The sequence below is a fragment of the Microbacterium gilvum genome, from assembly GCF_039543865.1.
In the GTDB taxonomy this organism is placed as follows: Bacteria; Actinomycetota; Actinomycetes; order Actinomycetales; family Microbacteriaceae; genus Microbacterium; species Microbacterium gilvum.
The window spans coordinates 240,600-255,395 of the sequence record NZ_BAABKO010000006.1 but is presented as its reverse complement, the minus strand read 5'-3'; the positions used below and the strand labels follow the sequence as shown (position 1 = coordinate 255,395).

14 protein-coding genes are annotated in these 14,796 nt (G+C 68.3%); 5 read left to right on the top strand and 9 right to left on the bottom strand.

What is annotated here, in order from left to right:
- The first annotated feature begins 70 nt into the window (after positions 1-70).
- The gene (locus ABD998_RS16120; RefSeq protein WP_345441478.1) at positions 71-937 is read left to right on the top strand and encodes a hypothetical protein; all 867 of its coding nucleotides are present in this window, start codon (positions 71-73) and stop codon (positions 935-937) included.
- A gap of 47 nt (positions 938-984) precedes the next feature.
- On the opposite strand, the gene ABD998_RS16115 is transcribed toward ABD998_RS16120, so the two are convergent.
- Together ABD998_RS16115 and ABD998_RS16110 are read right to left on the bottom strand one after the other, a co-directional pair.
- Positions 985-1,386, bottom strand: coding sequence for a hypothetical protein (locus tag ABD998_RS16115; RefSeq protein ID WP_345441475.1), 402 nt, complete (start codon positions 1,384-1,386; stop codon positions 985-987).
- Between the two features lie 61 nt (positions 1,387-1,447).
- The gene (locus ABD998_RS16110; protein WP_345441472.1) at positions 1,448-1,936 is read right to left on the bottom strand and encodes a hypothetical protein; all 489 of its coding nucleotides are present in this window, start codon (positions 1,934-1,936) and stop codon (positions 1,448-1,450) included.
- A gap of 193 nt (positions 1,937-2,129) precedes the next feature.
- On the opposite strand from ABD998_RS16110, the gene ABD998_RS16105 reads away from it, so the two are divergent.
- Positions 2,130-2,414: a helix-turn-helix domain-containing protein gene (locus ABD998_RS16105; protein WP_345441469.1), complete on the top strand. Its 285-nt coding sequence runs from the start codon at positions 2,130-2,132 to the stop codon at positions 2,412-2,414.
- A gap of 17 nt (positions 2,415-2,431) precedes the next feature.
- On the opposite strand, the gene ABD998_RS16100 is transcribed toward ABD998_RS16105, so the two are convergent.
- The 5 genes from ABD998_RS16100 to ABD998_RS16080 are packed head-to-tail and all read right to left on the bottom strand — an operon-like array spanning position 2,432 to position 8,201.
- Positions 2,432-3,511 carry a hypothetical protein gene (locus ABD998_RS16100; protein WP_345441466.1) on the bottom strand — a complete coding sequence of 360 codons (1,080 nt, stop codon included), beginning with the start codon at positions 3,509-3,511 and terminating at the stop codon, positions 2,432-2,434.
- Positions 3,501-4,472, bottom strand: a complete 972-nt coding sequence (locus tag ABD998_RS16095) for a hypothetical protein (protein WP_345441463.1) — start codon at positions 4,470-4,472, stop codon at positions 3,501-3,503. Before ABD998_RS16095 ends, ABD998_RS16100 begins: the two co-directional genes overlap by 11 nt.
- Complete coding sequence (locus ABD998_RS16090) at positions 4,469-5,461, bottom strand: ATP-binding protein (protein ID WP_345441460.1); 993 nt, start codon at positions 5,459-5,461, stop codon at positions 4,469-4,471. Before ABD998_RS16090 ends, ABD998_RS16095 begins: the two co-directional genes overlap by 4 nt.
- Positions 5,458-7,458 carry a Mu transposase C-terminal domain-containing protein gene (locus ABD998_RS16085; RefSeq protein WP_345441457.1) on the bottom strand — a complete coding sequence of 667 codons (2,001 nt, stop codon included), beginning with the start codon at positions 7,456-7,458 and terminating at the stop codon, positions 5,458-5,460. The genes ABD998_RS16090 and ABD998_RS16085 overlap by 4 nt, the downstream gene beginning before the upstream one ends.
- Positions 7,455-8,201 (bottom strand): TnsA-like heteromeric transposase endonuclease subunit, encoded by a 747-nt coding sequence (locus tag ABD998_RS16080; RefSeq protein WP_345441455.1) that lies wholly within the window; start codon positions 8,199-8,201, stop codon positions 7,455-7,457. Before ABD998_RS16080 ends, ABD998_RS16085 begins: the two co-directional genes overlap by 4 nt.
- Before the next feature lie 475 nt (positions 8,202-8,676).
- Between ABD998_RS16080 and ABD998_RS16075 the strand changes: the two genes are divergently transcribed.
- A complete protein-coding gene (locus ABD998_RS16075; protein ID WP_345441452.1) occupies positions 8,677-9,123 on the top strand; it encodes a MarR family winged helix-turn-helix transcriptional regulator in 447 nt (148 codons plus the stop codon).
- Here ABD998_RS16075 and ABD998_RS16070 read toward each other — a convergent pair.
- Positions 9,105-10,493, bottom strand: a complete 1,389-nt coding sequence (locus ABD998_RS16070) for an MFS transporter (protein ID WP_345441449.1) — start codon at positions 10,491-10,493, stop codon at positions 9,105-9,107. The genes ABD998_RS16075 and ABD998_RS16070 overlap by 19 nt on opposite strands.
- Positions 10,494-10,555: 62 nt before the next feature.
- Between ABD998_RS16070 and poxB the strand changes: the two genes are divergently transcribed.
- On the top strand, positions 10,556-12,280 hold the full coding sequence (gene poxB / locus ABD998_RS16065) for a ubiquinone-dependent pyruvate dehydrogenase (RefSeq protein WP_345441446.1): 1,725 nt from the start codon (positions 10,556-10,558) through the stop codon (positions 12,278-12,280).
- Positions 12,281-12,299: 19 nt separating this feature from the next.
- Complete coding sequence (locus ABD998_RS16060; RefSeq protein WP_345441443.1) at positions 12,300-13,796, top strand: carboxylesterase/lipase family protein; 1,497 nt, start codon at positions 12,300-12,302, stop codon at positions 13,794-13,796.
- A gap of 6 nt (positions 13,797-13,802) precedes the next feature.
- Here the strand turns inward: ABD998_RS16060 and ABD998_RS16055 are convergent, their stop codons facing one another.
- Positions 13,803-14,789 carry an LLM class F420-dependent oxidoreductase gene (locus ABD998_RS16055; RefSeq protein ID WP_345441441.1) on the bottom strand — a complete coding sequence of 329 codons (987 nt, stop codon included), beginning with the start codon at positions 14,787-14,789 and terminating at the stop codon, positions 13,803-13,805.
- Between the last annotated feature and the right edge of the window lie 7 nt (positions 14,790-14,796).

Genomic DNA, 14,796 nt, shown 5'->3' with positions numbered 1-14,796 from the left:
GCATGTCTGCGACGCGCTCGTCGACCTGACATGCACGGCGCCTCGCAGCTGCATCCGCCAGCATTGCTTCATGGCATTGAGCGAGCGTGAAGTTGCTACGTTGATCATCCTGATCGGCGTGCTCGTCCTCATCCTCAGCGTCCGAACGGTGCGACCACACCTGTGGACCGTGGTGAAGACGTTCTTCATGGGACGGCTCTGGATCCCTCTGGCTCTCTACCTTGCGTATGCCACGCCATGGATCGTGGGCGCCTGGCTTCTCGGCATGTGGAGCGTGGAGATGAGCAAGGACACCTTCCTCGTGATGGTCACTCTCGCAGTCCCGATGCTCTACCGGGCGATCACCGCGCCCGATGGCGACGCGATCGTGCGCCGCGCGGCCATCGACGCACTCGGCGTCGCTGCGTTCGTCGCACTGTATGTGAACCTCGCGTCATTCGCGTGGTGGGCGGAGTTTATTCTCCAGCTGCTCGTCATCGTTCTCTCCGTGCTCGCCGCGGTCCCGCGTGCACAAGAGGAGAGGTTGCATGTCGTCGCCCGCGTCGCGGACTTCCTTCGGCTGTTGATCGGATTGGCCATGCTCCTCTGGACGACGGTTTGGCTCGTGCAGAACGCCCCCACGGTCGACTGGGCCCTCGTCGCGCGCACGTTTGCGATGTCGATCTGGCTCCCTGCCGTCCTGATGCCCTTCGCGTACTTGTTCGGCGTCTACGCGGCAACGGAGCAGATCCTCACGCGCCTGCGGTTCTTCAACCGCAACCAGCAGAAGCCGCTTCGCGTGCGGCTCGCGATCATCCGCGGCCTGCGTGGCAGCCTGCGCTATGCGCGCGCGTTCCGCGGGCGCTGGCTCCAGCAGACGTCGGAACTCGCCGGATGGGTAGATACCTCGGTCCTCATGTCCCGCTTCCGCGCCGCCGTTCGCGCAGAGCAGCCATAAGCCCTAAGGCCCGCATCCCGCCGAGGGCTGACCGAGGGTCGTGGGCATCAAGGGTCGGATCGCGCCCCATCCGGAGCCTCAGCGAGCCGGGCGGCCTCTGCGTGTTGATCACACAGCGTCACGACCCAAAGCCTGATCACGTACTGCTTCGCGGGCGCTCCGCACTCTTCGCAGGTCTCGATGCTCTCCCACTCGGCGTCGCGGATGACATCGCTGAACTCGTCGACGTGGATCGGAGGGTCGGCGGCCGGCTGCGCGTGGAAGCTGAGCGAGCCGAACTTCGACTTGCACTGGAGCACGACGTAGCCAGGAGCGATTGCGGCGAGACGCTCGTTGAGCCGTCCAAGCAGTGGATACCAGCCGGGGCTGACGTCCAGCACCTCTGGCCATCCTGGCGCGATCCTGTCGATGATGGCTCTCACCTCGGCGGGAAGTTCATCGTCTGTCATGCCCGCACCGCCATCTGAGACCACGTTGCCTGACCATCACCGGTCGCACGCCGCCCATGTGTCATCCGTGTCCCTCTCTGTTGTCGCCGTGAGCGTGTCTACCAGCGGTCTCCGACACGTGCTCGACACCCTCCCCGCCGAGCGACGTTGCTCTCGAGGTCTGACGCTGCTTCGATCGCTCGCGAAAGGCGCGACCGACGCGGAGGCTTCGCGTCACGCTGGTCTCCCAGCTGATCATGCCGCGACGGCGCCACTCGATCGTGGCGTGGCCGCGGAACCCGGAGACAGCGAGGTGCCGCTCGCGGTAGGTCAGCCCTTCGGGGAATGGGGCGGGCAGCCCGTCCGCATCGGGGAGGAGATGCGCGAACAGTTCTGCGAACGTCGGGCCGCGGCCGAGGCGGCGCCGGGTCTGTGCGATGAAGATGGCGGCCGCCAGCGCCCACTCCTCTCCCGAATCGTCGCCCGTCAGTTGTTCGAACACGTAGGTCCACTGGGCAGGTGGCGGCACGGGAACGCCTCTCCACCAGATCGGGTAGGGCTCTGATGCCATTGCCACCATCACACTCGCGATCGCGCAGGACGCCGATCCCGCGATGCGATCGTCTACCGTCGGGACCAGCGGCACACGTGCAGATGAGCAGCGGACAGGTCCGGCAAGGCAAGTGGATTGTTTCGTATGGCCTCTCGAATTATGCCATACAGACTAGGCCTGATCGATCTGTCGACCTCGCAACGCTGGATGAGTGGTCCGGCGAAACGAGCTCATCGACGCCGCTTGGCGAGCCTACGTTCAGCGCCTCGCGACGACGCTCCGCCGGGCTCGTGATCGCTCCGGACTGAGCCAGGAGGAAGTCGCATACCGCGCCGGCCTCACCCGCTACACGTACCAGAAGTACGAGAAGGGCGAGTCTCGACCCGGAATGCCGGCGAACCCCTCCCTTCGGTCGCTGCTCGCGCTGTCTCAGGTGCTCGAAGTGCCGCTCACGGACCTGGTACCCGGCGACGTCCCCGACCTGCGCAACCGCTGATTCAGCCTGCGCAGGCGTCACCGTCGCTCGCCAGCTGACCGTTGGAGAGCGAGCAACAGTCGACGGCTGACCACCCGCGATGCCGGCGGCGACTTGACACCCGTGATCGCTGGAGCGCTGACGCGGGCCTCGTCGACGTGTCGCATCAGCACCGCCTTGTGTCGGTGTCCGGCTTCGATCAGTGCCTTCGGTCGCGGCGCGCGTCGCACGTTGGCTGTCCGGGACGACGGCATGGACAACGCGCAACTGAGTGCGAGGCGCATGCGGTCGATCTCTGCGCGGGCAAGTGCTTCCAACTCCGTTGTTGGAGCACCGTCGCAGGCACCGGCCGCGAGGGCGATGAGCATCTGCACCTGCCGCTCGGGCGAGGTTCGGTGGGTGCAGAGCGCGCTCGCGACTGCAGGATCCGTGAGCGCGCAGGCGAGGTTGGTGATCTCTGGGTAATAGAGGAGCAGCGGAGAGACCTCGGGGCTGTCGTCAAGGTTCAACTGTTCGAGACGAACGTCGCGACGTGAGTCCGGATCATCAGCGAGGGCTGCGCTGATGAGGTTCGCCGCGAGTGTGAGCTCGCCGGTGTGCAGGGAGACGCCATGGAACCAGAGCCATCCGGACACCCTCGCTTCGGCGTGCGCATAGGCCGATTGCCCTCGAAGGTCAACCTCGAGGCGACCACCGCGCCAGCGTCGGTGCCTCACGCAGACGGCGCCGCCGCGAGTGAACACCATCGTCGAATCGCCGCGGGTGCATCGTGTGCAGCCAGCACGTGGGGTATCGACGATGTCGCACTTCACGCAGTTCGCACGACGCCAGCCGGAGTGGTGACAGGCCGCGAACAGCACGTGTCGTCGGCGCGCACGCTGGAAATACCCGAAAGGGAGCGATGCCGCTCGTTCCAGGCGCTGCGTCCATGGCTCGCCGCCCACGCCTGCGGGATCGGCGGGACTCAACCACGCGTTGAGCACTGACGACGACAGTCCGTTTGCCGCAGCAAGGCGCCCCGCGAAGCCTTCCGGCGTTTCGCCACTGAGCGGTGCGACACGCAGCGGCAGCGCCCGTAGCAGAGAACGCGGACGCTGCCCCTGGTGGCTACCGGACACGCGCGGTCTCGCTGTCGGATGCATGGCGGCTCGCCGGGGTGTGCAGCCGCCTGTTCTCGGATGTCTGCAGGAACCGAAGAAGGCGAGTGCGGATGCCGTCGTTGCTTCCGGTGATCGCCGATGCGAAGTCCGGAAGGTCGGCTACCCGCGTGTATGGCCCGATCACGGGGATGCCGCGCCCGAGCGACATTTCTCGGCCCGCGGTTCGAATCGCCGCGATCGCGTCGGCAGCGCCGTGCCCAGCGAGGAAGACATGAGCGACATATGCGATCGCGATCCCGCGGGTGGCCGTCCCGAGCTCATCGTTCAGGAGCAAACGAACCATGGCGTCACTGGTGAGGAGCGCCGTCAATCTCACGACGTCGGGGAACTCGGATATCTCGACCTCGAGCGGGACGACGGCGTCCTTGCGAGCCGGCAATCGTTCACCCTTCACGCGGCGGAGCGCCTCGCGGGTCGCAGCGATCGCAGACGACCGGTAGCCGATCCCGCGACCTCGGAGCGTTCCGTTCAAGCAGCGCTGGGCGGAGTTGTGGCGCGGCAGCTGACGCGTGTCGATGTCGTGAGCTACCCACCGACGGTGACGCAAGCAGATCGGGCCAGACGGCGCCAGCGCGAGGACCACCTCGCCTCGAGCACACCGGCGGCAGAGCGGCGCCGGCGGCGATGGCTCTCGTCGCGCCGCCCGCGCGGCGATCCCCATCGACTCGCCGCCTGCGGCCCCGGCAAGGCCGATGACGGACGTGAAGAAGTCGTCTGGCAAGCCGCCCAGGGCCGCGACGTATCGCGCTCCGAGCGGGCACCCGACCTCGTACCAGAGCGCTGGGTCCTGATGCCGAAGCACGAGCCACGCGTCGCGTTCCGTAACGGCGTTGGCCTCACACAGGCGACGGAAGTAGCTTTCCGGGCTCTCCCCCGCGAACGCACGGACGCGGACGGGAAAGGCCCGGGCGGCGCTCATAGCCGCGCGCTCTGCTTGTTGGCCTGCCGTCGCTCCACCTCGTGCTCGAACTCGGCGAGGTCGAGTTCCTCGCTTCCGTCCTCGATCGCGCGGTACGCGGCGAGTTGCAGCAGGTCCTTCAGGAGACCTATCTCACCGTTAGTGAGGCGATGCAGCGCCTTCGCCGCTGCGAGGATCGCCCCCGGGCGCTGCTGCAGCAGACAGAGGGAGTCCTCGACCGCGAGCAGCAAATCTCCCCAATCAGACTGTCCCTGCTTGCTCGAGATCTTGAACGGACCCGCGGTGTGGAGTTCGAACCGCTTCCGGATCTGTCCCTCGCGTGTGCCCGACAGCAGCCCCGTGGCCTCGACCGCGATCCCTGCGTAGACGAAGGTCCCACCGCAGCGTTCCGAGAGTTGCTTGAGCATGTCGGACGCTTCCACGTTCTGCCGATATCGCAGATCGAGGTGGTGCACGTCATCGATCAGCACGAGCTCGGTGCTGCACCGTCGCATCGCGTTGGCGACCATGTCGAGCAAGGCGCCGTACGTCATCCGGGTGAGAGTCGGGAGCGCGAAGAACCGCGCGAACTCCTGCAGCAGCGCCTTGGCCGTGCATTGGGCAGGCACCGCCACGTAGATGACAGGGATGTTCCCGTCCGCGGCGACCGGATGGTTCGTGTGACGTCGACGAAGCTCGTGCTCTTTGCCAACCTCGAGGAGCGTGGTTGTCTTGCCCTGCCCAGGCTCGCCGGAGAGGATCAGACCGAGCTTGCCGACGCGGCGACTCTGATTGAGATAGATGCGCTCACGCGTCGCGCGCTGGAATGCACGGTACTGCGGCGTCTTCACGAACGCGCCCGCCTGCGAGTAGCGGGCACGCGCCACGTTGTAGATCGCTCGGTCGCCGAACGTCATCGCGGCCAGTTCGTCGCGACCGACCGGGAGCGGTCGTTCGTAGCTGGCGTCGACATACTCGCGCCAGCCTTCGAGAGTCGAGACCTCGTTCACTCCTCGAGCCTCCTTCGCACTTCGTCGATGTCGTCGTTCGTCAGCGCGAATCCGCCGCTATGCGGCCACACCTCGGGTGCCGCCACGTCCGTGATCGCCGGCGCGAGGTCGGACGCGTCCTCCACTTCGCTCCGCGCGACGCTCGTCGGGTTCATCGGGTCCGCCGCGACGACCGCGGCGCGCGCTTTCCTGCGCGCCGCGACCTTGGGATTCCCCTTCGCAGCAAAGCCGCGCATGGCGTCAACGAGGTCACTCGTGTCATCTCGCCGAGAACCGCCCGAGCGATACTCATCACGCGCATACCGCCACACATCGCCGAGCATCGGCATCTCGTGCACGTCGTTCGCCCACCGCAGCGGAATGAACTCCCCGTCGGCTTCCAGCCAGACAATGTGCAGGTTGTACGGATCGACCCGGATCGGCCACCTCCCCTGCTTGGACTTGGCAGGCGACTCACGACGCCGGTACTCGGCCAGCCGCTTCGAGTCGTACACGCGGTGATCGATGGTCACTCCGTACCGGTTGATGCGCCGCTGAACCACGGGGAGAAGGGCAATGAAGTCCTCTCGGGTCAACGGCACATGGAGCTCGGGAGCAACTTGACGGAAGGCCCGGCACATCTCGTTCGGCGTCAGCATGATCGTCGGATGCAATGGGTCGCGCAGCCCGTCGTGGCTCCGGTTCTGCCACTCGACGGCGATCCAGTCTTCGAGCAGTTCCTGCATCTGAGCGATCGTCAGCAGCTGCTCCGACTGGCTCTCGACATCACGCCCGCGGTGCTCGACGCTGCGCCCGACGTAGCCCATCGCGTACTGGAGGAACAACGAGGCGATCGACTCGAACGTACGCTCCACGTGCGGCTTGTCCGTCGGTGTGTGCGGGGCCGCCGTGACCAACGAGATCCCCAGCGTCTCGCACGCCGCCCTGAAGTGTCGCGACAGGTATGTGCGGCCGCGGTCGGTCGTGATCGTCTCCGGGAAGATGAAGGGCTGCGCTTCCCGTAGCCGTTCGAAGCGCTCCTGCTCGATCAGTGCTTCATCCGCCCACGCCGTCGACACGAGCTGACGTGTCTCCCGGGCGCCGTCCGGCCGGCGCGCGTACGGCACCAAAGCTCGGGCGAGCACAACGACTAGGTCCATGCTCTTCGTGCCCTCCGGGCGCAGCACCGCCGCGAGGATGGACCTCGTCGCGACGTCCAGCATGATCGTCAGCTCCGGACGGCCGATCGTCGACTCATCGATGCGCACCATCACGTCCAAACGCGTGGTGTCGATCTGTACCTGTTCGCCAGGTCGCAGAGCCGTGCGGCGTCCGAACTCACCTTCCGGCGCCAGGGCGAGCGCCTCGCGGGTCTTGGCCGACCCGAACGAGAATCGCCCACGGTCCTCCTCGTCGAGCAGACGGTAGAACGTGGGATCGCTTGGAACCTTGATCTCATCTCCATGGGCAGCAGCGATCTCGCGGCGGACCTGCGCGATGATCGCCGCCTTGCTGACGGTCGATGAACGAGATCGCAACGCCAGCACACTATTGAGAATCACAACCACGCGGGGATCAACGCCACGTGAACGCCCTGCACCCGCCCCGCTCTTCCTCTGATCCAACAGCCCGCGGAGGCCATCGCGCTCGTACGCCTGCAGCTGGCGATACACCGTCCGCGGGCTGACTGATCGTCCCAGCGCCCCGGCGAGCCGTGCGGCCTCCTCGGCGACTGCCTTGTCCTTCAGCCCAAACGCATCGCTTGCGCCGCGTATCCTCTCGATCGCTTCTTGCCAGATGCGCAGCTCCGGTGCGAGTTCGTCTCCGTCGACGAAGACGTCGCGCAAGGCGTGGAGCCGTCTCGTGGCGACGGGCTCGGCGGCGCGGTTGAGTTCGTCAACGGAGACCTCGACTTCGCCGCCGCCTGGATGGCGCAACAGCGCGGACATCTCCTGGATCATCACGACTTCGTACTCGGTGCCGCGCCAACGGATGCGCGAGCCTGCCATTGCCTTCATCCGGTCTCCCTCCACCGCACGTGCGTTCGTAGTGACAGCGGAGTGTCGAGATCGGCGATCAGCACCCCAGACCAGATCAGGGCGAAACACAACGCCAGGTGGTCGACCTCGTCACCATCGCTCAGCCGTCCAGCCAACTCACGGATCGTCCCCCGGAATCCGCGAACTTGCTCCGGCACGTCTGTCGCCCGCCACTGCGCGTCGCGGTACCTCAGGAGAAAGCGGAGGTTCGCGTCATGAACCTGCGCATCGGGCGCGAACACGACATACTTCCAGTCCCGATCGCGGCAGAACGCCGCCGTCCGATCGAACTGACGACGCGCGTCGTCATCGATCAGTTGCAGTGGGCGTACGTCAATCACAGCTGCACGGCCATCACGAAGCCGCGCGAAGTAGTCGGGCGCATGCCCTCGCGGCGAATCGTCGCCCCAGCGGATCCACATCGGCTGGCTCGAGACAGCCGTGACCTCGGGATCTCGATCGAGTTCCATCAAGCAGGTCCGCTCCGTGAACGACTCGAACCCGACGTGCTTGCCAAGACTCTCCAGCCACAGCAGCCCCGAGTAGTGGCGCTTCCCCGGCCATGCGGGGAAGGCTCGTACGGGGTCGCAGTGCTCGAACGGGATGTCGGCGACGTCTGCCGCGTCCACCTCGTATCGAACCGCATGCAGTTCGTACTCGACGCGGCACGGGGCGGCATCGCAGGTATCGCGTGGGACTTGCCAGGAGGAGTCGAGGAGCATCGACGCACCAATCGGACGGCGGACGGCTTCCGTGTTCGACAGACGGCCTGTCTCCTGAGGAGCGGTACCGCCCTATATCGAGTGCCCTGACAACGCACCCACCTCGCAAGCTAGGCAGCTGCGGGTTGCACCGCGGGAGACACGCCGAGGTTCTGACAGGTCGGCGAGAGCCCTGACAGGTCCGGTGAGAGGTTCTGACAGGTCCGTGAGAATCTGACAGGTCTGGCGAGAAGGGACACCGCTATGCCCCGATGATGAAATCACGGAAACATAACGACACACCTTGTCACCCGTTACCTCGCCGTTATAGAGTCATCGCAAGGCAGCTGTTTTGCTGTGGCAGCTGCCGACATGTGATTGCAGGACACTCTTGGTGCAAGGGACAAGGGCCGGGCGGCTTCCTCTCCGCTCGGCCCTTACTTGCGCACCGCGCATCGAGACCTATAGGCGTGCATGGACCGCTACCCTGGGACGCATGGCCGACCGCAGACTCGCTATCGCAGCGTGGGAGAGCCTCTTCCGGGCGCAGCACGAGGTGTTCGAGGAGATCTCGAGCGACTTCGTCGGCACCGACCTGTCGCAGGCGGAGTACGACGTGCTCCTCACCGTGACGCGCGCGCCCGATATGACCTCGCGCCTGCGCGATGTGACGGCGAACATGCTCATCAGCCAGCCGAGCGTGTCGCGGCTCGTCGACCGGATGGTCGGCCGCGGCCTCGTGACGAAGTGCAGCGATCCGGACGACGGACGCGGGTCGCTCGTCACGGCGACCGACGTCGGCGCACATGCCTTCCGCGCCATCGGCGCCGCCCACGGCCGCCGCATCGCCGAGCGCATGTCGTGCCTCGACGACGACGAGCTGCACCAGCTGCTCGTCCTCACCGAGAAGCTGCGCGGGACGACCTACTCCGCCGCCCTCTGATCCGCCGGCGGAAGCAGCGCGCCGGCAGCCGACACGCCGGGGCCCGGCACCGCCCCGCCTACCGCCTCCGTCTCCGCAGGCTCCTCCAGGAACCGCCGCGACAGCGTGCGATACGCCGGCAGCAGGAACCCGCCGAGAGCGAGCAGCACGGCCACGACCCCCGCGATGACGAAGACGAGCGCGATGCCGCGCGCATCGCCGTCGCCGACGAGCCATCCCCACTGCGCCTGCCCCTCCGCCGTCCGCAGATGCGGGATCACCCAGAACTGCGCGATGGGTGCGACGAGGAACGACGTCACGGGCGCCGACGCGGCCTCGAACGTCATCGCGAAGCCGAAGACGCGCCCCTGCTTCTCGTACGGCGTGACCTTCTGGATGACCGTCTGCTCGGCCGCCTCGACGGCCGGCATGAGCGCCATGAACGTCCACAGCCCCGCGATGTAGAGCCAGGCCCACTCCCGCAACGTGAAGACGGCGCCCACGACGCCGACGAGCGCCGCGATGACGAGCATCGTGCGGATGGGGTTGCGCCCGAGCCCCGCCTTCGCGATGACCGCCCCGCCGACGATGAACCCCGTCGACCCGACCGCCAGCCAGATGCCCCACATCTGCACGCCGAACATCTCGATCCCGTACGGGTCCATGAGCGCCATGTAGACGCCGCCGACGAGGTTGTTGAGCGTCGTGAAGAGGATGAGGGTGAGCAGACCCGGCACGAGCCGCACGGCGCGGAAGCCGCCCGCGACGTCCACCCAGCGCGTCTGTCCCTCGGCGTGCACGATCTCGGGCTCCGGGATGCGGATGGCCGCGAGGTGCACGAGCGACAGCGCGATGAGCACGAGGGCGATGAGGATGGACGGACCCATCCCGAGCAGGCCGACGGACAGCCCGCTGAAGACGCTCGTCACGAGGAACGCGAGTCCCTGCACCGTGCCCACCATGCCGTTCGCGTTCGCGTGCTTCTCGGTCGGGACGAGCAGCGTCACGGTCGTCGACAGCGCGATGTTGCGCAGCTGCTCGACGACGGCTCCCGCGAGCATGACGACGGCGAAGATCCAGAACCACGGCTGCGAGAGGTCGATCATGCGCTCCTCGCCGAGCACGAAGAAGAACGCCCCGTCGACGCAGAACACGGCGAACGCCGCGAGCGTCGCCCACATCATGACGGCCTTCTTGCGGAACCGGTCCACGATCGTGCCGAACATCATGCTGAACAGGGCGATGAACAGCATGTAGGCCCCGCCGATGACGCCCGTCGCGACGACGTTCTCGGTCTCGACGTAGATCCAGAAGGTGAGCGCCCACCACAGATAGCTCGTCGTGAGGTTCGCGAACGCCGTGTTGACGAGCACGTGGACGAAGGTGCGCATGCTCGAATGCTTGCAAAAGGCAAGTGGCCCGTCAAGGCCCAGGCAGGCGTAGCGTCGATGCCATGGTCAACGTCGCAGAGAACATCGTCGAGACACTCGCCGCGAACGGGGTCGACCGCGTCTACGGCATCCCGGGAGACTCGCTCAACGGATTCACCGACGCGCTGCGGGCCGACGGCACCATCCGCTGGGTCCATGTGCGCCACGAGGAGTCGGCCGCCTTCGCCGCCGCCGCCGACGCGGCCGTCACGGGCGAGCTCGCCGTCGTCGCCGGGTCGTGCGGGCCGGGCAACCTCCACCTCATCAACGGCCTCTACGACGCGAACCGGTCGCGCGTGCCCGTCCTCGCGATCGCCGCGCACATCCCGACCTCGGAGATCGGCACCACCTACTTCCAGGAGACGCACCCGCAGGAGCTCTTCCGCGAGTGCAGCGTCTACGTCGAGTACGTCGCCGATCCGCACCAGATGCCGCGTGTGCTCGAGATCGCGATGCGCGCGGCCATCCAGGAGCGCGGCGTCGCGGTCGTCGTCATCCCGGGCGACGTCGCGCTCGCCGACGCCGTCTCCGACCGCGTCACCGTCATCGAGCGCGCTCGGCCCGTCGTCGTGCCGAGCGAGCGCGAGCTCGACCGCGCCGCCGACCTGCTGAACGGAGCGGAGAAGGTCACGATCCTCGCCGGCGCGGGCGTCGAGGGCGCCCACGCCGAGGTCGTCGCGCTCGCCGACCGCCTCGCCGCGCCGATCGTCCACGCGCTGCGCGGCAAGGAGTTCATCGAGTACGACAACCCGTACGACGTCGGCATGACGGGGCTGCTCGGCTTCGCGTCCGGCTACCGCGCGATGGAGGGCGCCGACGCACTCCTCATGCTCGGAACCGACTTCCCGTATCCGCAGTTCTACCCCGAGCACGCCACGACCATCCAGGTCGACATCCGGGGCACCCAGCTCGGCCGACGCCATCCGCTCGACCTCGGGCTCGTGGGCGACGTGAAGGCGACGGCGTCGGCCCTCCTCCCCCGCCTCTCGGACGGACGCGACCGCGGCCACCTCGAGGACGCCCGCGCGCACTACGCCAAGACCCGCAGGAAGCTCGACGATCTCGCCGTGCCCCGCCACGGCTCGCAGCCCATCCACCCGCAGTACCTCGCGCGCCTCCTGGACGAGGCGGCCGCCGCCGATGCCGTGTTCACGGCCGACGTCGGCTCGCCCACCGTGTGGGCAGCGCGCTACCTCACCATGAACGGCCGGCGTCGGCTCATCGGGTCGTTCAGCCACGGCTCCATGGCGAACGCGCTGCTGCACGGCATCGGCGCGCAGGTCGCGCAGCCCGGGCGCCAGGTCGTCGCGCTGGCGGGCGACGGCGGTCTCGCCATGATGCTGGGCGAGCTCATCACGCTCACGCAGAACGGCCTGCCCGTGAAGACCGTCGTCGTGAACAACTCCTCCCTCAACTTCGTCGAACTGGAGATGAAGGCCGCGGGCTTCGTGACGTACGGCACCGACCTCGCGAACCCCGACTTCGCGGCGGTCGCGAACGCCCTCGGCATCAAGGGCATCCGCGTGGAGCGCTCGAAGGACCTCCCCGCGGCGATCGCCGAGCTGCTCGCCCATGACGGCCCCGCGCTCCTCGACGTCGTCACGGAGCGCCAGGAGCTGTCGATGCCGCCGACCGTGACGGCCGAGCAGGTGAAGGGCTTCGCGCTGTACGCCATCCGCACGGTCATGTCGGGCCGAGGCGACGAGCTGCTCGACCTCGCGAAGGCGAACTGGCGCCAGCTCTTCTGAGCAGCGCGATACTGGTGGCGTGACCCCGAGCACGCCCGCCGATCCGCCGCGCCTCGAGCAGCCCGTCGTCGCCACCACGGCGGGCCGCGTCCGCGGGTTCTGGCGCGGCGGATGCGCGACCTTCCTCGGCATCCCCTACGCGCAGCCGCCGGTCGGGCCGCTGCGGTTCCAGGCCCCCGTCCCGCACGAACCATGGGAGGGCGTCCGCGACGCCACGACGCAGGGGGCGACGCCGCAGCGCGGAGCGACGGGGATCACGCTCATCCCCGAGCCGTCGGTGCCGGGGCGGTCGACCCTCAACGTCAACGTGTTCACGCCGTCGCCCTCGCCCGATGGGGCGCTCCCCGTCCTCGTCTACATCCATGGCGGAGCCTACGTCTCGGGCTCGATCGCGAGCCCCTGGTACGACGGGCGCTCCTTCGCGCGCGACGGCGTCGTCGTCGTGACGGTGTCGTACCGTCTCGGGTTCGATGGATTCGGATGGATCGCCGACGCGCCGTCCAACCGCGGCGTGCGCGACTGGATGGCCGCGCTCGAGTGGGTGCAGGGCAACGTCCGGGCGTTCGGCGGCGATCCCGACCGCGTGACCATCGCGGGGCAGTCGGCGGGCGGCGGGGCCGTCCTGACGCTGCTCTCGATGCCCGCGGCGCAGCACCTCTTCCACGCCGTGTGGGCGATGTCGGCGACGATCGGCGTCATCACGCCCGAGGAGTCCGAGGCCGACGGCCGGCGGGCGGCCGCCGTCGCGCGCGTCGAGCCGACCGTCGCGGGATGGCGCGCCCTCACGGAGCGGCAGGTGCGCGACGCCGCCGCCGATCTCGTCGCGATGCGCGATCTGCACGGCGCGCAGGCGGTGCTCTCGGACGGGCTGCGCATCGCGCCCGCGGTCGACGGCGACCTCATCCGCGAGCCCGTCGTGCGCTCGCTCGCGCGCGGGGTCGGAGCCGACAAGCCGCTCGTGATCGGCACGACCGACGACGAGTTCTCGATGATCGTCGACGACCACCGCCGTTGGCTCCGCTGGGTGCCCGTCGCGCCCGTCCTCGCCGTGCTCGGCCTGCCGCGCCGCCGTCGGCGCCCCTACCTCGCCGCGAACGCGGCGCTGCGCCGCGAGCACGGCACGGCGGCCGCCATCGGCCGGTTCGTGACCGACGCGCTCTTCCGACGCCATGTGGCGCGGATCGCGCGGGCGCGCGCCGCCCGCCCCGGTGCCGCGACGTGGGCGTACCGCTTCGCCTGGGTGTCGCCGACGCGCGGATGGTCGCTGCACTGCCTCGACGTGCCGTTCTTCTTCGATGTGCTCGACGCAGAGGGCGTGGAGCTCATCGCCGGCGACGATCCGCCCCAGCCGCTCGCCGACGCCGTCCACGGCGCCGCCGTCGACCTCGCCCTGCGCGGAGCCGTTGACTGGGACCCGTGGGCCGCTGGATCGACGATGTCGCGCGTCTTCGACCATCCGGCCCCCGCCTCGCGCGAGCAGGCGGACGCATACGACGGCGTCCTGCCGCTCACATGAGGCCGCTCAGGCGAGGGCGGGGATGACCTTCGCCTCGAACAGCTCCAGGCCCGACACGTCGTAGGCCGCCTCCGGGAAGTAGTGGATGGCGTACGCGAGCCCCTGCTCGCCGAGCGCCGCGAGGCGCTCGGTCACCTGCTCGACCGTTCCCACCGCCGCCGACGCCCGGTAGTCGGCGTGGATGCGGTCGGCGTGCGCGTCGCCGACGTGGGGTCGAAGGCGCGCGTCGACCGCGGCGAGGCGCTCCTCCACCTCCGCCTCCGTCTCGCCGATCACCGTGTTGTAGTTCGCCGACCGCGTGATCTCGGAGAAGTCGCGCCCGATCGTCTCGCAGTGGCCCCGCAGCACGGCGCTCTTGTGGGCGAAGCCCTCGGGATCGCCGGAGAAGTTCGTGTACTGCGCGTACTGCGCCGCGATCCGCAGCGTGACCTTCTCGCCGCCGCCCGAGATCCAGAACGGGATGCCGGGGCGCTGGACGGGCAGGGGCCGCACGATCGCGCCGTCCACCTGGAAGTAGCGGCCGTCGAGGGTGGCCGTGCCGGTCTCCCACGCCTGCTTCATGATCTCGACGCCCTCGCGGAGCATCCGCAGCCGGTCGCCGATCTCGGGGAAGCCGTAGCCGTAGGCGCGCCATTCATGCTCGTACCAGCCGCCGCCGATGCCCATCTCGACGCGTCCGTGCGACACGTGGTCGACGGTCGCCGCGACCTTCGCGAGGTAGGCGGGGTTGCGGTATCCCATGCACGTGCACATCTGGCCGAGCCGGATGCGCGTGGTCGACGCGGCGAAGGCGGACATCAGCGTCCACGCCTCGTGCGTCGCCTCCTGGGAGGGGACGGGCGTCGTGTGGAAGTGGTCGTAGACCCACAGCGACTCCCACGGGCCGGCGTCGGCGCGGCGCGCGAGCGAGAGCATGGCGTCCCACTGCTCGGACGGGTCGATGCCGACGAGGTCGAATCGCCAGCCCTGGGGGATGAAGGTTCCGAAGCGCATGCCGCCA

What these genes read in the sequence shown, in the direction of transcription:
- ABD998_RS16120 (WP_345441478.1), top strand. Translation starts at nt 71, where the DNA reads ATGGCATTGAGCGAGCGTGAAGTTGCTACGTTGATCATCCTGATCGGC.
- ABD998_RS16115 (WP_345441475.1), bottom strand. Translation starts at nt 1,386, where the DNA reads ATGACAGACGATGAACTTCCCGCCGAGGTGAGAGCCATCATCGACAGG.
- ABD998_RS16110 (WP_345441472.1), bottom strand. Translation starts at nt 1,936, where the DNA reads ATGGCATCAGAGCCCTACCCGATCTGGTGGAGAGGCGTTCCCGTGCCG.
- ABD998_RS16095 (WP_345441463.1), bottom strand. Translation starts at nt 4,472, where the DNA reads ATGAGCGCCGCCCGGGCCTTTCCCGTCCGCGTCCGTGCGTTCGCGGGG.
- ABD998_RS16085 (WP_345441457.1), bottom strand. Translation starts at nt 7,458, where the DNA reads ATGAAGGCAATGGCAGGCTCGCGCATCCGTTGGCGCGGCACCGAGTAC.
- ABD998_RS16080 (WP_345441455.1), bottom strand. Translation starts at nt 8,201, where the DNA reads ATGCTCCTCGACTCCTCCTGGCAAGTCCCACGCGATACCTGCGATGCC.
- ABD998_RS16075 (WP_345441452.1), top strand. Translation starts at nt 8,677, where the DNA reads ATGGCCGACCGCAGACTCGCTATCGCAGCGTGGGAGAGCCTCTTCCGG.
- ABD998_RS16070 (WP_345441449.1), bottom strand. Translation starts at nt 10,493, where the DNA reads ATGCGCACCTTCGTCCACGTGCTCGTCAACACGGCGTTCGCGAACCTC.
- poxB (WP_345441446.1), top strand. Translation starts at nt 10,556, where the DNA reads ATGGTCAACGTCGCAGAGAACATCGTCGAGACACTCGCCGCGAACGGG.
- ABD998_RS16055 (WP_345441441.1), bottom strand. Translation starts at nt 14,789, where the DNA reads ATGCGCTTCGGAACCTTCATCCCCCAGGGCTGGCGATTCGACCTCGTC.